This is a genomic window from Streptomyces pacificus (genome assembly GCF_011766325.1).
Lineage (GTDB): Bacteria > Actinomycetota > Actinomycetes > Streptomycetales > Streptomycetaceae > Streptomyces > Streptomyces pacificus.
Genome location: NZ_BLLG01000005.1, coordinates 26,005 through 42,745 on the forward strand (window position 1 = coordinate 26,005; position 16,741 = coordinate 42,745).

A 16,741-nucleotide genomic window follows, 5' to 3' on the forward strand; every position below is an offset into this window, starting at 1 on the left:
GGGCAACTCAACAGTCCCGCCTCAATACGCGGAACGCAGGCCAGGTGTGCTCTTTGCTCCCCAGACGGTCGCCGTGGTCAACGAGGTCCGGATTCGCCCGCCAGGGTGGGGAGATTCAGACAGCCCCATCACCACAGGAGGTCCTGTCCTCGTCCCGCGGTCCGGCCTGGCCTGGCCTGGCCGAGCGTGGGCTCACAGGCAGAGCGCCGGATCGAAGGCCCTGTCAGCTCGTCGCCTTGACGGGTCGGCAGGTCCGGTGTCGTGTCCAGCAGGCGCCGGAGACCACGGCGCCCACCATCACGATCGGCACCACGGGGAGGAGGTACATGAGCTTGTAGTACCCGAACCCGTAGTCGTGGGCATCCAGGTACGCCACCCAGGGGACGCCGACCGCCCAGCCGAGCGAGGCCGCCGTCGCCAGGATCGCGGGCAGAGACCTGGTGAGGCTCCGTACCGTTGCTTCTCGCGCCGGGTCGAGATGGCGTCGCAGCGCCCTGGCCACGCTGAGTCGAATCGTGAAGAAGGCGGCGAAGAGGCACACACCCCATCCCGCCCACATCAGGGGAACCCCGGCATTGGAGCAGACTTGTTGCGCCTGCTGCAGGCTCCCGTCAGACCTGGTCGCCACAGATTCGAAACCGCAGTCGAGTATCCGGGACCAGCCCACCCACCAGAAGGCCATGGCGGCCAGGGCCGGCAAGACAGCTCCGGTGGCCGCGGCGAGTGCCGTTTCCTTCAGACGCCGGCGCGAGGCCACCAGCCCCCGTTCGACGGCCCAGGAGGCGGCCAGTACTTCCACATCACCCGCGATATACGACCTGACATCTTGGCCGTCGAGCGCTGCAGCGGTCAGATCGGCAGTCAGTTCCTCGGCCATCTCCGAGGCTGTCCGTTCGTCGACCCCGAGCCGACGCCAGGTCTTCCGGGCCTGGGAGGTGATGTCCTGGATGACTTGAGCACTCAATGTTCTGATTCCTTGTGTGTGACGGGCGTGACTATGGAGCCGACACTCGCGGTGAAACCGCTCCAGTCATGACTCCAGGATCGAAGCAGCTGCGAACCGGCTTCGCTCGGCCTGTAGTAGGTCCGCGCGGGACCGCTGTCCCCCGCGCGACGCTCCACCTCGACCAGGCCGCGTTTGCGCAACCGCGCCAGTGCCGGATAGATCGACCCGTCGGCGACGTCCAGACCTGCCTCACCGAGCCGGACGGTCATCTCGTATCCATAAACCGGGGCCTGCGCCATCAGGGCCAACAGGCACATGTCCAGCACACCGCGAAGCCACTGGGCACGTGGAACCGACGTCTCCTCCATGGGCAGTACCTTACACAGCAAGATTCATGCACGGCAAGCTAGCTATCCGTGGATCGCGATCATGCGTCCCGAGAAACTGCCGTTCATGATCGCCAAGCGCGGCGAAGTGTCACGCCGGGCCCAGCACCGTGATATAGGGCCTGCCCCGTTTCATCCTCACTCCGGGTCGGGGCGGTTCAGTTCGGCAAGGCGGACGGCGACGGCCCGGCGGGCACCCTGAAGCGCACGATCGAGTGCATCGACCGTGCGGCCGAGCTCCTGGACATATACCGGCAGCGCTTCGACATCGGGCACGTCCACATGGGGTGGCTCGGCGATCACGTCGAGGGCTTCGTGTCGCAGAACGGCTCGAACACCTGGCGGACCTCGCTGACGCTCACGGAGCAGATCCGCCTTACCCGGCGCGTCATGTTGCACGGTGCCCTGACGATGGCGCCGCTCGCCTCCCGAGTGTCGATGGCCGCCGTGCCCGGCAACCACGGCGAGGGCGGTCAGGATCGCAGGCCAAGGGGTGACGCGCTACGACGACTCCCACGACACCGAGTCCCTGATCTCCGTACGCGACGCTCTGGCGCTCGATGCCGAGCGTTTCGGCCACATCGAGTTCTACGTGCCGGACACCGACGAACTGACCGTGGTTGTCGACTGCTCGGGCACGACCGCGGCTCACGCCCACGGGCACCAGTGGAGGCCCGGCCGGCACTTCGACTGGTGGAAGGGGCAAGCCTTCAACAAGGCGTCCGCGATGCACCAGGCCGACCCTCTCCTTGCCGGTCACCTCCACCACGAGTTCGTGGACACGGACGGACCGCGCACGTTCATCCAGCCCCCAGCCATGGAGAGCGAATCGACGTGGTGGCGGCACGCGAAGGGCACGACCGGAGCGCCGGGCCTGGTCGTCGCCGTGACGAAGGACGGCCACACCCCCGTGAAGGAAGTGGTCCGGTGAGCGGCTCCCACGACTGGGCTCTCCTCGACGACCCGCAGGTTCAGCGCGTGATCCACGTGGTGGCCCGCAAGTTCGGCACGGAGTACGGGCTCGCCCTGGAGCGGGACGACGCCCGGCAGGAAGCGGCCCTCATCGTCGCCGAGAAGGCCGGCGAAGCGCGCGAGATGCTCGCGGCCGGTCCCGGCCTCCTGCACCGCTGGCTGTGTCAGCAGATCCGGAACGCGTGGCTCACGGACCTCCGCCACCAGTCACGGCACCTGTCCTACGAGGTCGCCCTGAACGGGGCGGCGAGGGGACTCCTGTGAGTGCGTACGATCGCCGAATTGTCGAGCACCTCCTTCCGGCCGTGTGGTCCCCAGAGGCCGCGTACGGCTTGCGGAACCCGGCCGCCCCGGACGCGGACATGCCCAAGGGAAGCGTCGACAAGCGGGCCGCGGACACACTGTTCGCACACCTCGCCGACATCCGCCGAGCCTGGGCGGGCTGTCCTCTCGAACTCGGCGAGCGCCGAGCCCTGTTCCTTCGATTCGCCCTCGACTGGCCGGACGCTCTGATCGCGGCCCGCGACTCCGTGACCGACCGGGCAGTGCGTTACCGGCTCGAACGCGGAGTCGGCAAGCTCGCGTCCTGGCTGAACGGGCGCGACTACGTGGATGGGTACGACGATCTGCATCCTCAAGGGGATATCGAGCAGCCACAGCCGGAGTGCATTCCGTGCTGGAGCAGCTCCTTTGCCCACGCGGTGTGAGGCGGCAGGATCACCCCCATGCGCATCTTGGTCATGGGTGGTACATGGTTCCTGGGCAGGGAAGTTGTCGCCGAGTCACTGCGCCGGGGGTGGCGGGTGACGACCTTCACAAGGGGGTTGTCGGGCGAGCCGGTGCCGGGGGTGGAGAGGGTTCACGGTGACCGGACCGTCCCCGCGGACCTGCGCCTGCTGGCCGCCCACGGCCCATGGGACGCGGTGATCGACACGTCCAGCTCCGAACTGCCCCCGCGCGTCGTTCAACTCTCCGCCAGCGCTCTGAGTGCGCAGACGGCGCGCTGGGTGCACCTCTCCACCGTGTCCGTCTACGCAGACTGGCCACACAGTGCGTTGACCGAGGAGTCACCGCTTCTGGAATGCCCGGCCGACGCCGACGAATCGTACGGGTTCACCGGGCAGGACGGCTCCCCGACCAAATATGGCTTCCAGAAGGCCGGCGGGGAGAAGGCCGTGGTCGAGGCCCTCGGAGATCGTGCGGTGTTTCTGCGGCCGGGGGTGATCCTAGGGCCTGCTGAGTATGTGGGCAGACTTCCCTGGTGGCTCACTCGTGCTCACCGGGGCGGTCCCATCGTCGTTCCCGCTCCGGCTGACCGCCTGATCCAGCCAGTGGACGTGCGTGACGTGGCAGCCTTCGCAGTGGATCAAGCGGCATCGACAGGCGGCGGTGCCTTCAACATCGCGCATCCGACCGGGATCACCTTCGCGGACTTCGTTCAGGCCTGTCTGGAGGTGACCGGTGGGGCGGGACGCCCTGTGTGGACACAGCCAGAGGTGCTGGCGGAGTGCGGGGTCAAGCAGTGGACCGAGATGCCCCTCTGGCGTACCCATGCGGGTGTCTGGCTGGTCAATTCGGATCGGGCGGTGGCATCTGGCCTCCACTGCCGCCCGCTTCGGGACACGATCGCGGACACGTGGGCCTGGTGGCAGTCGGCGGGCCGCCCTGTGGATCATCCGCGCTGGGCGGACCACGGAGTCAGCCCCGAGAAGGAGGCCAAGATCCTCGCTTCCCTCCCGGGGCCGACGGCCTGAACTGAAGTCAGGCTTCCAGCGCTGCCAGGGGTCCGGACCCGGTTCCGAGCTGGTGGCCAGCGGACAGACGGGTGAAGTCCTCGATCCGTTCTCCGAGCTCGTTGGCCAGTGCCGCTCCCTGGTAGCGCTGCATCGTCAGGGCGCGGCGCACCCTGGCCGTGCGCACGAGAAGACCTGTCGTCCTCTGGGCCTGCGGTACCTCCCACAGGGGTTCGAGGGCAGCGTGCGCGCCATCCAGGTCACCGCGCAGCAAGCGTGCGGCAGCCATGTCGGCCGAGGCGCCGCCGACCACTCGCGGCGACCGCCGAGCAGCCGGGCGACTTCCCGCCAGCTCCAGGGCACGACTGGCTTCGACTTCGGCTCGCTCGCCATCCCCGAGAAGGAGGCAGGTCGAGGCGTTGGACATGGCCTGCCGCTCCCCAGAGAAGGCGAATTCCCCGGCCACCTCGTCGTGCAACTCGTCGGTGAGACCCTGCCCATGGCTCTCCGTTGCGTCCAGTGCCCGGCCAGCGGAGGTGGCATCACCGAGATAGCCGCACGCACGGGCCTCGATCGCCCCCAGGCGTCGGCGGGCGGTGTCGCCGAGCGCGGGTTCCCCAAGTTGCAGCAGCAGACGCCCGAATGCACGGAGTGGCTCATCGCCGCGTCGGCCGCCGCCACCGCCGAAGCCACGTTGAACGCTGACGTGGTCCCGGTGGACCGCTCCGCCCTCGACCCGGTGGCCTACTACCTCGCCGCCGTCGACCGGGCCCGCCGCGAACCGGACCCCGCCGCCGTGGCGCGGCTCTCCGCTCTCGCCACCGCCCACGCCAGCGGCTACGGGCTCCTCATCGCCACCGTCCTCGACCCCGCCGTTCCCCTCGGTGACCATCGAGACCGTGACCTTGGCTACCGGGCCGCCGTCGACCGCCGTCTTCACCGACTTCTGACCGAACTGCGCATCCCGCACCAACGGATGGGCAACACCCCGGACGACCAGTCCGCCACCATAAAGGCTGCCCTAGCCCTGGCGGAGGCAGGCCGGTGACCGGCGGCACTCGACCGGCCGGAACCCTCGCCATCGCCGGAAAGACCGTGTCTCGGCTGGGTTTCGGCACCATGCGCCTGACTGGCCCCGGCACCTGGGGCGACCCGCCCGACACCGACCGCGCCCTACGTCTCCTCCATACCGTCGTGGACGAGGGCATCACCCACCTCGACACTGCCGACGCCTACGGCCCCCACACCGCCGAACACCTCATCCGCCGCGCCCTGTGGCCGTACCCAGAAGAACTACTGATCGCCACCAAGGTGGGCATGGTCAGACCCGCGCGCAACGTTTGGAAGCCGCTCGGACGGCCCGAGTTCCTGCGCGCCACAGTCGAGCAGTGCCTCCGCCGGCTGGGCGTGGACCGCCTCGACCTGTGCTACCTCCACCGCGTCGACCCGGCCGTCCCACTACCGGAGCAGGTCGGCACGCTCGCCGAGCTCCAGCAGGAAGGGAAGATCGCCCACGTCGGGCTGTCCAAGGTGGCACCAGAGCAGATCGACACCGCGTCCAGCGTCGTCAAGGTGGCGGCGGTGCAGAACAAGCTGAGCGCGGCCGTGCCCGACGACACCGCCACCGTGGAGCACTGCCGAGTGCGCGGCATCCCGTACGTCCCCTACGCGCCGCTGGGTTCTGGTCTCCTCACGCAGGCAGAAGACCTCCGCAAGGCCCTTCGACGGCTACTCGGCCTCGGCGATCATGTGGCCCCCATTCCCGGCACGAGTTCGGTCGCGCACCCGCGGGAGCTCCTCCGGGCAACATCCGACTAGGTACACAGCCTCGGCGACCGGCGGTTTTCAGGGACCGCCGGTCGTTTGATTGATAGCCCCCGCCGATCGCTTTGGTTCGATTGATCGATTTCCCTCTCCGATATCCGGCGTGGGAGTCTACGGGACGTCCAGCCCCTCGTAACTCTGGAGAAGCACAGTGCTGACTGTCGGCGACAAGTTCCCCGCTTGGAAGCTCATGGGCGTGGAGGGCCCCTCTGACGACAAGCTGGAGATCAAGGAGTACTCTTCGGAGGACTTCAAGAACGGTTGGTCAGTGGTCTTCTTCTGGCCCAAGGACTTCACCTTCGTCTGCCCCACCGAGATCGCGGCGTTCGGCAGGCTGAACGACGAGTTCGCCGACCGCGACGCCCGGGTCCTCGGCTTCTCCGGCGACTCCGAGTTCGTTCACCACGCCTGGCGCAGGGACCACGCCGACCTGCGTGACCTGCCCTTCCCGATGATGGCCGACTCCAAGCACGAGCTGATGCGCGCCCTCGGCATCGAGGGCGAGGACGGCTTCGCCCAGCGGGCCGTCTTCATCGTCGACCCGAACAACGAGATCCAGTTCACCATGGTGACCGCCGGCTCCGTCGGCCGTAACCCCAAGGAGGTCCTGCGGGTCCTCGACGCCCTGCAGACCGACGAGCTCTGCCCCTGCAACTGGTCCAAGGGCGAGGACACCCTCGACGCGGGCAAGCTGCTGGCCGGTGAGTGAGCATGGCCCTCGATGAGCTGAAGTCCGCACTCCCGGACTACGCCAAGGACCTCAAGCTGAACCTCGGTTCGGTGATCGGCAACAGCGACCTCCCGCAGCAGCAGCTGTGGGGCACCGTCCTCGCCTGCGCGATCGCCTCCCGCTCGCCGATCGTGCTGCGCGAGCTGGAGCCCGAGGCCAGGGCCAACCTGTCCGCCGATGCCTACACCGCCGCCAAGTCGGCCGCCGCGGTCATGGCGATGAACAACGTCTTCTACCGGACCCGGCACCTGCTGTCGGACCCCGAGTACGGGACGCTGCGCGCCGGTCTGCGGATGAACGTCATCGGCAACCCGGGCGTCGAGAAGACCGACTTCGAGCTGTGGTCGCTGGCCGTCTCCGCGATCAACGGCTGCGGCCAGTGCCTCGACTCGCACGAGCAGGTGCTTCGCAAGGCCGGCGTCGAGCGCGATGTCATCCAGGAGGCCTTCAAGATCGCCTCGGTGATCCAGGCCGTCGGGACGACGCTGGACGCGGAGGCCGTGCTCGCCGGGTAGCGATGTCCCGGCCGTTCGGCCGGACCCCGCACAGAGCGCCCCGCACGGCACGCAGCCGGGCGGGGCGCCGCTCTTCCCCCGCCGGGCGGGACCTCCCCGCCGCCGCGGGGGGTCCGGCGCCCAGCCCGCGCCTCGTGCCGCGCCGGGCGGGGTTCGCCCGCGGGGAAGCGGCGCGGCGCGGCTTTTGGTGCGGCGTGGTCGGCGCGGCATCCGGTGCGGTGCGGCGCGTCAGGTGCGCTCCTCGCCCTCCGGGGGCGGGGGTTCGGACTTCGGTGCGGCGGGCGGCAGAGGCGGAGTCGGGGGCGTGGCCGGAGTCGGGGTCGGCGCCAGGTCCGTCACCGTCGCCCCGTGCGGAGCGGGGCCGATCCGGCTCACCTGGCCCTGGCCGTACGCGTAGAGGTAGGTGACCACCGTGTTCGTCACCGCCACCAGCGGCACCGCGACCACCGCACCGCCGATCCCCGCCGTCAGACCGCCCGTGGCGACCGCGAGGACGACGGCCAGCGGATGGACCCGGACCGCGCGGCCGAGGATGAACGGCTGCAGTACATGCCCTTCGATCTGCTGCACGGCGAGCACCACGAGCAGCACCATGAAGGCGGTGAACACCCCCTGGGTGACCAGGGCGACGACGACCGCCAGGGCACCCGAGACGACCGCGCCCACCAGGGGGATGAAGGAGAACAGGAAGATGAAGACGGCGAGCGGCACGGCGAGCGGCACGTCCAGGAAATAGATGCCGAGACCGATGAAGATCGCGTCGATGAGTGCGACCACCACCGTGCCCCGCACATACGCCGTGAGGGTCCGCCAGGCCCGCGGCCCGGCGCCGGCGACACCGGGGCGGGCGGCGGCGGGCACCAGCTTCAGGGACCACTGCCAGATCCGCCGCCCGTCGTAGAGCAGGAAGAGGGTGGAGAACAGCGCCAGCAGTATTCCGGTGAGGATCTCCACCATCACGGTCACGCCCTGGAGCCCGGCGGAGGTGATCTCCTGCGTGTTGGTGCCGATGGTGTCCTGGAGATTGTTCGCGATGTCGTTGATCTGGCGCTCGGTCACATGGAACGGGCTGTTGAGCAGCCAGCGTTTGAGTTCCTCGATACCGTCCTTCACCCGGTCGGCGAGGTCGCCGAGGTTCTCCGTCACCTGCCAGACGACGAACCAGCCGACGAGGCCGATGACGACGAAGCCCAGGATCGCCGTGACGGCCGTGGCGAGCCCACGCGGCAGCCCGGCCCCCTTCAGACGGGCCACGGTCGGCTGGAGCAGCGCGGTGACCAGCAGGGCGGCGACGAAGGCGAGCACGACGAGCCGAACCGAGCTGATGACGCGCATCAGCACCCAGAGCGTGCCGGCCAGGACCAGCAGCCGCCAGCCCGCCTCTGCCGCGACCCTCATCCCCCAGGGGAGGGCCTCGACCGGATGGGGTCGCGCGGGAACGGCCGGGGCGTAGGCCGGCGGCGGTGGGACCCGGTCGGACGGGTCCGCCGCATCCGGACGCCCGTCACCGGGGTCACCGCCGGGCTCCGCCGCGGCCACGGCGGCGGCCCGCCGTTCCTCGAACCGCTCCCCGAGCCGGGACAGCCCGGCCCCCAGCCGACCCAGCCACGCTGGTGTCTTCGACATCTCGTGCTTCCCTCTCCCCCCAAGGTCCGTCCCGACCGTACACGGACCGAGCCCCCCACCGTCGGACGGTGAGGGGCTCAGCGGAGTCGGTCGGCCGGGACGGCCATCCGGGGTTCGGGGTCCGGCCGGCGCGGGCCTCCAGACACCCGCGGACACTCCGGGCACTCGGGGTGCCCGCGCCGGCCCGCGGTCCCGCGCCCGCAGGCACCGGACGCCCCAGGGCCCGCCCTTCGGGCGGCCGGAGCTACTGGCGCGACACGCCTCAGTACCAGCGGTTGGCCTGCCAGAACGACCAGGCGCCGCAGGGGCTGCCGTAGCGGTCGTTCATATAGCTCAGACCCCACTTGATCTGGGTGGCGGGGTTCGTCTGCCAGTCGGCGCCGGCAGACGCCATCTTGGTGCCGGGGAGCGCCTGGACGAGGCCGTAGGCACCGGAGGACGGGTTCTGGGCCCGGTAGTTCCAACTGGACTCGTGGTCCACGATGTTGCTGAAGCACTGGAACTGGTCGCCGGGGACCATCTGGCGGGCGATCGCCTGGACCTCGGAGATGGTGTACGAGGACTGCGCCGAGAAGCTGCCGGCGTCGCGGACGGCGGAGCGGCTGGCGCGCTCCTCGGCCTCCCTGGCTTCCTCGGCCTCCTTGGCCTTCCGGGCCTCGGCCTCGCGCTGGGCCTGCTCCTCGGCGGCCTGCTTCTTCGCCTCGGCGTCCTTGGCCGCCTGGAGGCGAGCCGCCTCCTCCGCGGACTTCCTCGCGGCCGTGTCGGCGGCAGCCGCCTGCGCGTCGGCCTGCTGTGTCAGGGACGCGACCTGAACCTGGGCCTGCTCACCGACGGGGATGTCCGCGAGCAGCGTCGCGTCCGCCGCGGTCGTCTCCAGGTTGTCGCCGTTCGCGGGAAGGGAGTTGCCCGAGGCAACACCCACGACAGCGCCGACAGTGGTGACCGCGGTGGCGGACGCCACCGCGAATCCCCGGACCGAGATCCGGCTCACACGGTTTCCTTCCAGCACCGCCCGCACAGGTGACCTCGCGGGCGCAATCGTGCCCCTGGCACTGGCACTCCCTGTTGCTAGGTCACGGGAGGCACGGGCCCGGTGGGCGCTCCCCTGCGGGAGTGCCGCGTGGTACTCGGGCGGCATACGGCGATGTCTGTGGAGTTGTGTGGTGCCGCGCCCCTGAGGGTGCGGGTGTGCCGTATGCGGGGCCTGACGGAACCCAGACTCTGCCGGACGCGGATGCCGCAGGGCAATTCATGGCCGCGTGGGAAAGCTCACACCCCGTTTGCCCCAGGAGATTTGTGGAAAGAGCGGCGCAGCACGGCGCCGCCCGGCTAAGCTCCTTCGCTCGCCGGGCGGCGCCCCTTTCCGTGCCGGGCAGGTCCCGTCAGATCGGCCCGTCCTCCAGCATCTCGGTCACCAGCGCGGCGATCTGCGAGCGTTCGGACCGGGTGAGCGTGACATGCGCGAAGAGCGGATGCCCCTTCAGCTTCTCCACGACGGCGACGACCCCGTCGTAGCGACCCACGCGAAGATTGTCCCGCTGCGCCACGTCATGGGTCAGGACGACCCGCGAGTTGGGGCCGATGCGGGACAGCACGGTGAGCAGGACGTTCCGCTCCAGGGACTGGGCCTCGTCGACGATGACGAACGCGTCGTGCAGCGAGCGTCCGCGGATGTGGGTCAGCGGCAGCACCTCGAGCATCCCCCGGCCCAGGACCTCCTCGATGACCTCGCGTCCGGCCACCGCGGAGAGGGTGTCGAAGACCGCCTGCGCCCAGGGGCTCATCTTCTCGGCCTCGGTGCCCGGCAGATAGCCCAGCTCCTGACCGCCGACCGCGTACAGCGGCCGGAAGACCATCACCTTCCGGTGCTGCCTGCGCTCCAGCACGGCCTCCAGACCGGCACAGAGCGCGAGCGCGGACTTGCCGGTACCCGCCCGGCCGCCCAGCGAGACGATGCCGACATCCGGGTCGAGCAGCAGATCGAGGGCGATGCGCTGCTCGGCACTGCGGCCGCGGATACCGAAGGCCTCGCGGTCGCCCCGGACCAGCCGGACGCCGCCGCCGGTCGAGACCCTGCCGAGGGCCTTGCCCCGCTCCGACTGGAGGACGAGTCCGGTGTGGACGGGCAGGCCGGAGGCCTCGGGGACGTCCAGGTGCTCGTCCTCGAAGAGGATGTCCACCTGCTGGGCGGACAGGGCGAGTTCGGACATCCCGGTCCAACCGGAGTCCGTGGCGGCGAGCTCCGCACGGTACTCCTCGGCGAGGAGGCCGACGGAGGACGCCTTGATGCGCAACGGCAGGTCCTTGGACACGACGGTGACGTCGTACCCCTCTGCCTGGAGGTTCCGTGCCACCGCGAGGATCCGTGAGTCGTTGTCACCCAGCCGGTAGCCGGCGGGGAGCACCCCGGGGTCCGAGTGGTTGAGCTCGACGCGCAGCGTGCCGCCGAGGTCGCCCATCGGGATGGGTGCGTCCAGGCGGCCGTACCGGACCCGGTAGTCGTCGAGCAGGCGCAGCGCCTGCCTGGCGAAGTAACCGAGCTCCGGGTGGTGCCTCTTGGCCTCCAGCTCCGTCACGACGACGATCGGGAGCACGACCTCGTGCTCGTCGAAGCGCGAGACGGCACTGGGGTCGGCCAGCAGGACGCTGGTGTCGATGACATAGGTGCGCCTGTCGGACATGCGGCGCTTTGTGCTGTTCACCACGGAAGGACGTACCCCCTCGGCTGAGATCGGGGTGTGCGACGGCGTCGCGGGCTGGGGGTCTCCCCACCGGACGGCAGGGGACCGGACCGGTCTCCGGCCACGATGCACGGGCCGGGCACCGGCCCCCCGTTCCTTCCGTGCTGGCCGCACGGTCGTCCTGGCGCAAAGGGCCTCCCGGGCGAGCGGCTCGGTGCCGCGCGCTGTAGAACGGCATCCGGAGCGGGTGTCCGGATGTCGACCTGTCAGGGATATTCCCTCGAACAAGCGCAGCCATGCCATGGCATATGACGATGTGTCGACGAACATGCGGTGGCCATGCCCCGGACCACCCCCAGGAGTGGCGGGCTTCCGCCCGTTCGGCCCACCGCGCCAGCGCCGAACGGGGTACCGGCCGTCAAGATCCCACCGGCCGCCTCCCCGTCGGCCCCCCTGCCGGCCACCGCCCCGGTGTTCCGCACCCGGCGGCGGGCACCGTCGCCTCGGGCGCCTCGGGCGGCCCCCGCCGACGGGGCCCGCGCGGGTGGCTCCGGGCGCGTGCTCAGGGCATCCGCCCGCCCGGGCAGCACCGGCGCGGACACCGCCGGCGCGGGCCGGCTCGAAGGGCCCGCAGCGGCGCGGCCTGCCGTCAGGCCCCGTAGCGGCGGTGGCGGGCCGCGTAGTCGCGGAGGGCGCGGAGGAAGTCGACCTTGCGGAAGGCCGGCCAGAACACCTCGCAGAAGTAGTACTCGGAGTGCGCGCTCTGCCAGAGCATGAAGCCCGACAGACGCTGCTCGCCACTCGTACGGATCACCAGATCGGGGTCGGGCTGCCCACGTGTGTAGAGGTGGGAGGCGATCATGTCGGTATCGACGATCTCCGCGAGCTCCTCGAAGGTCGTCCCCCTCGCGGCATGCTCGTTCAGCAGGGAGCGCACCGCGTCCGCGATCTCCTGGCGGCCGCCGTAGCCGACCGCGACGTTCACCAGTATCCCGTCGTTACCGGCGGTCGACCGCTGGGCCTCCTTGAGCACCGACTGGGTCCCGGCGGGAAGCAGGTCCGCGGTTCCCACGTGGTGCACCCGCCACCGGCCGTCGGAGGCGAGCTTGCGCACGGTGTTCTCGATGATGCCGAGAAGCGGGCGCAGCTCCTCCTCCGGACGGTCGAAGTTGTCCGTGGACAGCATCCAGAGCGTGACCACCTCGACATCGGTCTCGGCGCACCAGCCCAGCAGCTCGGAGATCTTCTCCGCCCCCGCCCGGTGCCCCTCCGCGGCCGTGCCACCCGACGCCTTCGCCCAGCGCCGGTTGCCGTCGAGGATGACACCGATGTGCTTGGGCACCTGGGCGTGGTCGAGGCGGCCCTCCACCCGGCGTGCGTAGAGCCCGTACACCAGGTCGCGCAGGTTCACAGTCCTTAACCCCTCCGTGCTGTGGCTGGCCCCCGACGCCCGTCACACTACTGCGGAGCGGCCGGGCGCACCCAACCCGGTCTGTCACAAGTCCGTGATAGGCAGGGAAGCGTGAACGACTCCCCCTATTACCGTGCAGCCGAGGACCGGTACACCTCGATGGAGTACCGCAGGACCGGCCGCAGCGGGCTCAAGCTGCCCGCGATCTCTTTGGGCCTGTGGCACAACTTCGGCGACGACCGCGCGCTCGCCTCGCAGCGGGCGATCCTGCGCCGTGCCTTCGACCTCGGCGTCACCCATTTCGACCTGGCGAACAACTACGGGCCGCCCCCCGGCTCGGCCGAGCTGAACTTCGGCAAGATCTTCGCCCAGGACTTCGCGCCGTACCGGGACGAGCTGGTCGTCTCCACCAAGGCCGGCTATCTGATGCACCCCGGGCCCTACGGCGAGTGGGGCTCCCGCAAGTACCTGATGTCCTCGCTGGACGCTTCGCTGAAGCGGATGGGCCTTGACTACGTCGACATCTTCTACTCCCATCGCTTCGACCCGCACACCCCGCTGGAGGAGACGATGGGCGCACTGGCGTCCGCCGTCCGGCAGGGCAAGGCCCTCTACGCGGGCGTCTCCTCGTACAACTCCGAGCAGACCGCCGAGGCGGCCCGGCTGCTGCAGGCGATGGGGGTCCCGGCACTCATCCACCAGCCGTCCTACTCGATGGTCAACCGCTGGATCGAGCACGACGGGATCCTCGACACCCTGGAGGCGGCCGGCATGGGCTGCATCTCCTTCGCGCCGCTCGCCCAGGGACTCCTCACCGGCAAGTACCTCACCGGCGTACCGGAGGGCTCGCGGGCGACCCAGGGCAAGTCCCTCGACCCGGACCTGCTCTCCGAGGAGATGCTGCGCCGGCTGCGGGGCCTGGACGGGATAGCGCGGCGGCGCGGCCAGACGCTCGCGCAGCTGGCGCTGAGCTGGGTGCTGCGCGACGACCGGATGACCTCGGCCCTGATCGGCGCGAGCAGTGCCGGCCAGCTGGAGGAGAACGTGGCCGCACTGCGCGCGGCGCCGCTCACCGAGGAGGAACTGAGGGAGATCGACGTCTTCGCGGTGGACACCGCGGGGACGAACATCTGGGCCGACCGCGGCTGACCCTGCCCGGGCCCCTTCAACAGCACCCGGGGCCGCCTGGGGCCATAAGGGGTCGTACGGGCCATACGGAGTCGTACGGGTTCGTGCGGGTTCGTGCGGGTTCGTGCGGGTTTATGCGCGGCTCTACCGGCCCGCACGGAACGGCACAGGGCATTCGGCACCCGGGGGCCACTCGGGGCATTGGGTGCACTTCGCTGGAACCCGGGAGCAATCGGGGGCGCACCGGGGGGCGCTCGGGGGAAGAGAAATCGGGCCGGTCCGTGGGGGGGATACGGACCGGCCCGAGGGGGGGGAGTTCCACCATAACCCTTTGCGCAGGCGAGCGCGCACCACGGCAGGCGCCAACTACTCTCCGGAGTCATACGACTGCGTTGCGGAAAGGGGAAAGACCCTGGGCAGGGGCCGGGTCGAGCCTCCGCGCGGGATGCGGGCCGTACTCCCTAAGAGGTAACGGCCCACCGTGCATCCGGTTGACGCGGCCCGTGCGGGACGACCGCATCCGGCGGCGCGGCCCGCTTGCGCCCGTAAGGGGCCTGTCGGACCGCTGCCGGGACCCGCCCTGAGCGGGCCGGACGCACCGCCGCGCCGAGGGCGGGCCCGACGGCGGCCCGCCCCGCCCCGTCCCGCCCCGTCCCGCCCCGTCCCGTCCCGTCCCGTCCCGTCCGCAAGGATCACCGGACACCGCGGCAGCGCGGCAGCGCGGGGATCACCGGGGACGCCTCAGCAGCGTGATGCCGTCGAGGGCTGCGACACGGTCGTACCCGTACACCCGCTGCGCCGCCTCCAGTTCGGCCTCCTGCTGCTCGGGCGGATAGGGCCAGTGGCCCGTCCGGTACGGCCACGCCTCCGGGGCCCTGCTGTCGTGGATGATCCATTCCGCGGTGGGCCGGGGCGTTCGCTTCCGGCCGTACTCGTACAGACGCCCCTCGACCGGCCAGGTCGGGAAGAGCACGACGTGGCAGCGGGACGTGAGCTGGGGCACGAGTCGGTTGGAGGCGGCCACCGTCGCCCCGTCCGGGATCCGCTGGAGCAGCGCCCGGGCGGCCTCGATGTGCGGGGTGGTGCGCCAGGTGGCCCGCTGCGCCAGCTGGGCGAGCGGAAAGGAGGGCAGCAGCACCACCGCCACGGCGAGGACCGTGACCAGGGAGGCGCGCACATGCCGGGTCGCGAGCGGATCGCCGGCCCGGTGGTAGCGGCCGAGGGCGTCGATCAGACCGGCGAAGACGACGGGCATCAGCACCGCGCTGTAGTGGAAGGCGGTTCCCCCGTGGAACGCGTTCTCCGACAGCATCCGCCAGGCGAGCGTCGGCACGGCGACCAGCGACAGGGGCGACCGCAGGGCGAGGAGCGCACTGGGGGCGAACGAACACCAGCACAAGGGTCATGGCCTGGACGTCCGGACGCAGCGCGTCGAGCGGTGCGAAGGCCAGCGTGGCGAGGAGCGAACCGCGCCCGTCGGTGAGGTTGCCTCCGTGGGCGTACCCGCCGCCGGGGTTGAAGGCCGGCAGCAGCAGCGTGATCTCGACGGCGCTGCCGACGATTCCGGCCGCGGCCGTGGCGAGCCCCAGCTTCCGCGGCCCCTGCCAGGCCACATAGGCACCCACGGCGGCCAGGGTGAGCCCCAGGTCCTCCTTGACCAGCAGCAGGGGGCGGCCCAGGCGACGGCCCGCCCCCAGCGCCGCCGGCCGAGCGCCGCAAGGGCGAAGGCCAGCAGCGGCACGGCCAGGGCCACCTCGCGGAAGTCGAAGGCGGCGGCCGATGCGATGCCCCAGCTCACGCCGTAGCCGAAGGCGACGACATGCGCGGCGCGGCGGCCGAGCGCCCGGACGGCCCAGCGCGCCAGCGGCACCACGGCGACGGCGAGGAGGGCGGACTGGGCCACGAGCAGACAGAGCGGGGACGGCCAGAGGCCGTAGAGCGGGGCGAGGACGGCGACCAGCGGATGGAAGTGGTCGCCGAGCAGATGGAAGCCGTCGCCGCGCAACGGGACGACGGGAGCCTGGAGCCGGGCGTAGGCGGGCGTAGGCGGGCGTAAATGCGTACCGCCTGCTCGAAGATGCCGAGGTCGTAGCCCGTGGTGCGCAGGAGCTGGTGGCGGCGTAAGGCGACGGTCGCGTAGAGCAGGGACAGGACCGCCGCCCAACCCCAGGGGAGGAGGGCGGCGGAGGGACCTTCCGTCGGTCTCGCGTGTGCAGTCGAAGCCGGTGCCGGCTTCGACTGCACACGCGAGACCATGAAATTGTCAAAGAATGTCCGCATATGCCCGCATGCTAGAGGGCGTGACCTGTGGTGCTGTCCACATGGGCCGGGATCTCCCCCTCGTGGCGGTCGCCCGTGGACTTCGTGCCGGCCGGCTCGAACATCAGGATCGAGCCGCCCGGCGACGACGGCTTGTGCTCGGTGCCCCTCGGGACCACGAACGTGTCGCCCTTGCGGAGTTCGACCGTCCTCTCGACGCCCTCAGCGTCACGCATCGCTATCGCGAAGCGGCCGTCGAGGACCAGGAAGAACTCGTCGGTGTCCTCGTGCACGTGCCAGACGTGGTCCCCGGCGACGTGCGCCACGCGTACGTCGTAGTCGTTCATCCGGGCCACGATGCGGGGGCTGTACACATCGCCGAAAGAGGCGAGTGCCTCGGTCAGGTTGACGGGTGTGGGGTTCATGGTCCCCAGTCTGGCCCCTGACCACGGCGCGACCCGGGGGCTCCGGACCTGACCCGGGCCGCCTTCACCACGGACGGGGACGCCGAGAAGGCCGCCTGCCCCCAG

Annotated in this window: 20 protein-coding genes; 9 read left to right on the forward strand and 11 right to left on the reverse strand. The window is 70.5% G+C overall.

Annotated features, from left to right (window positions below; genetic code table 11):
• Positions 1 to 223 precede the first annotated feature (223 nt).
• The 3 genes from SCWH03_RS09885 to SCWH03_RS28900 all read right to left on the reverse strand — a co-directional run bounded on the left by SCWH03_RS09885 (position 224) and on the right by SCWH03_RS28900 (position 1,635).
• Complete coding sequence (locus tag SCWH03_RS09885) at positions 224 to 964, reverse strand: hypothetical protein (RefSeq protein WP_173263812.1); 741 nt, start codon at positions 962 to 964, stop codon at positions 224 to 226.
• A complete protein-coding gene (locus tag SCWH03_RS09890) occupies positions 961 to 1,314 on the reverse strand; it encodes a PadR family transcriptional regulator (RefSeq protein ID WP_173263813.1) in 354 nt (117 codons plus the stop codon). Before SCWH03_RS09890 ends, SCWH03_RS09885 begins: the two co-directional genes overlap by 4 nt.
• 156 nt (positions 1,315 to 1,470) lie before the next feature.
• A complete protein-coding gene (locus SCWH03_RS28900; protein WP_254076658.1) occupies positions 1,471 to 1,635 on the reverse strand; it encodes a hypothetical protein in 165 nt (54 codons plus the stop codon).
• A gap of 190 nt (positions 1,636 to 1,825) precedes the next feature.
• Between SCWH03_RS28900 and SCWH03_RS28905 the strand changes: the two genes are divergently transcribed.
• The 4 genes from SCWH03_RS28905 to SCWH03_RS09910 all read left to right on the forward strand — a co-directional run bounded on the left by SCWH03_RS28905 (position 1,826) and on the right by SCWH03_RS09910 (position 4,058).
• Positions 1,826 to 2,263: a hypothetical protein gene (locus SCWH03_RS28905; protein ID WP_254076659.1), complete on the forward strand. Its 438-nt coding sequence runs from the start codon at positions 1,826 to 1,828 to the stop codon at positions 2,261 to 2,263.
• On the forward strand, positions 2,260 to 2,568 hold the full coding sequence (locus tag SCWH03_RS09900) for a hypothetical protein (protein ID WP_173263814.1): 309 nt from the start codon (positions 2,260 to 2,262) through the stop codon (positions 2,566 to 2,568). Before SCWH03_RS28905 ends, SCWH03_RS09900 begins: the two co-directional genes overlap by 4 nt.
• Positions 2,569 to 2,666: 98 nt before the next feature.
• Positions 2,667 to 3,011, forward strand: coding sequence for a hypothetical protein (locus SCWH03_RS09905; protein ID WP_216854736.1), 345 nt, complete (start codon positions 2,667 to 2,669; stop codon positions 3,009 to 3,011).
• An 18-nt stretch (positions 3,012 to 3,029) separates the two neighbouring features.
• The gene (locus tag SCWH03_RS09910) at positions 3,030 to 4,058 is read left to right on the forward strand and encodes an NAD-dependent epimerase/dehydratase family protein (RefSeq protein ID WP_173263815.1); all 1,029 of its coding nucleotides are present in this window, start codon (positions 3,030 to 3,032) and stop codon (positions 4,056 to 4,058) included.
• A gap of 7 nt (positions 4,059 to 4,065) precedes the next feature.
• Here the strand turns inward: SCWH03_RS09910 and SCWH03_RS09915 are convergent, their stop codons facing one another.
• Complete coding sequence (locus SCWH03_RS09915; RefSeq protein ID WP_173263816.1) at positions 4,066 to 4,326, reverse strand: hypothetical protein; 261 nt, start codon at positions 4,324 to 4,326, stop codon at positions 4,066 to 4,068.
• Between the two features lie 210 nt (positions 4,327 to 4,536).
• Here SCWH03_RS09915 and SCWH03_RS09920 point away from each other — a divergent pair, with 210 nt between their 5' ends.
• From SCWH03_RS09920 to SCWH03_RS09935, 4 genes are all read left to right on the forward strand, one after another.
• Positions 4,537 to 5,085: an AAA family ATPase gene (locus SCWH03_RS09920; protein ID WP_173263817.1), complete on the forward strand. Its 549-nt coding sequence runs from the start codon at positions 4,537 to 4,539 to the stop codon at positions 5,083 to 5,085.
• Positions 5,086 to 5,132: 47 nt separating this feature from the next.
• A complete protein-coding gene (locus SCWH03_RS09925) occupies positions 5,133 to 5,855 on the forward strand; it encodes an aldo/keto reductase (RefSeq protein WP_272491050.1) in 723 nt (240 codons plus the stop codon).
• Positions 5,856 to 6,012: 157 nt separating this feature from the next.
• Entirely contained in the window at positions 6,013 to 6,570 is a 558-nt protein-coding gene (locus SCWH03_RS09930) for a peroxiredoxin (RefSeq protein WP_173263819.1), read from the forward strand.
• A 2-nt stretch (positions 6,571 to 6,572) separates the two neighbouring features.
• Positions 6,573 to 7,106 carry an alkyl hydroperoxide reductase gene (locus SCWH03_RS09935; protein WP_173263820.1) on the forward strand — a complete coding sequence of 178 codons (534 nt, stop codon included), beginning with the start codon at positions 6,573 to 6,575 and terminating at the stop codon, positions 7,104 to 7,106.
• 228 nt (positions 7,107 to 7,334) lie between these two features.
• Here SCWH03_RS09935 and SCWH03_RS09940 read toward each other — a convergent pair whose 3' ends face one another.
• The 4 genes from SCWH03_RS09940 to SCWH03_RS09955 form a co-directional block, all read right to left on the reverse strand.
• Positions 7,335 to 8,732, reverse strand: coding sequence for an AI-2E family transporter (locus SCWH03_RS09940; protein ID WP_173263821.1), 1,398 nt, complete (start codon positions 8,730 to 8,732; stop codon positions 7,335 to 7,337).
• A gap of 262 nt (positions 8,733 to 8,994) precedes the next feature.
• The gene (locus SCWH03_RS09945) at positions 8,995 to 9,723 is read right to left on the reverse strand and encodes an aggregation-promoting factor C-terminal-like domain-containing protein (RefSeq protein ID WP_173263822.1); all 729 of its coding nucleotides are present in this window, start codon (positions 9,721 to 9,723) and stop codon (positions 8,995 to 8,997) included.
• A 391-nt stretch (positions 9,724 to 10,114) separates the two neighbouring features.
• Positions 10,115 to 11,437, reverse strand: a complete 1,323-nt coding sequence (phoH2, locus tag SCWH03_RS09950) for an RNA 5'-3' helicase PhoH2 (protein ID WP_173263823.1) — start codon at positions 11,435 to 11,437, stop codon at positions 10,115 to 10,117.
• A 625-nt stretch (positions 11,438 to 12,062) separates the two neighbouring features.
• Entirely contained in the window at positions 12,063 to 12,824 is a 762-nt protein-coding gene (locus SCWH03_RS09955; RefSeq protein WP_173263824.1) for an isoprenyl transferase, read from the reverse strand.
• 111 nt (positions 12,825 to 12,935) lie between these two features.
• Here SCWH03_RS09955 and mgrA point away from each other — a divergent pair, with 111 nt between their 5' ends.
• Complete coding sequence (gene mgrA, locus SCWH03_RS09960; protein ID WP_173263825.1) at positions 12,936 to 13,973, forward strand: L-glyceraldehyde 3-phosphate reductase; 1,038 nt, start codon at positions 12,936 to 12,938, stop codon at positions 13,971 to 13,973.
• A gap of 706 nt (positions 13,974 to 14,679) precedes the next feature.
• Here mgrA and SCWH03_RS28910 read toward each other — a convergent pair.
• The 3 genes from SCWH03_RS28910 to SCWH03_RS09970 all read right to left on the reverse strand — a co-directional run bounded on the left by SCWH03_RS28910 (position 14,680) and on the right by SCWH03_RS09970 (position 16,636).
• Positions 14,680 to 15,351, reverse strand: coding sequence for a DUF2079 domain-containing protein (locus tag SCWH03_RS28910; RefSeq protein ID WP_254076661.1), 672 nt, complete (start codon positions 15,349 to 15,351; stop codon positions 14,680 to 14,682).
• A 3-nt stretch (positions 15,352 to 15,354) separates the two neighbouring features.
• Complete coding sequence (locus SCWH03_RS28915; RefSeq protein WP_254076662.1) at positions 15,355 to 15,957, reverse strand: DUF2079 domain-containing protein; 603 nt, start codon at positions 15,955 to 15,957, stop codon at positions 15,355 to 15,357.
• Between the two features lie 286 nt (positions 15,958 to 16,243).
• Positions 16,244 to 16,636, reverse strand: coding sequence for a cupin domain-containing protein (locus SCWH03_RS09970; protein WP_173263826.1), 393 nt, complete (start codon positions 16,634 to 16,636; stop codon positions 16,244 to 16,246).
• Between the last annotated feature and the right edge of the window lie 105 nt (positions 16,637 to 16,741).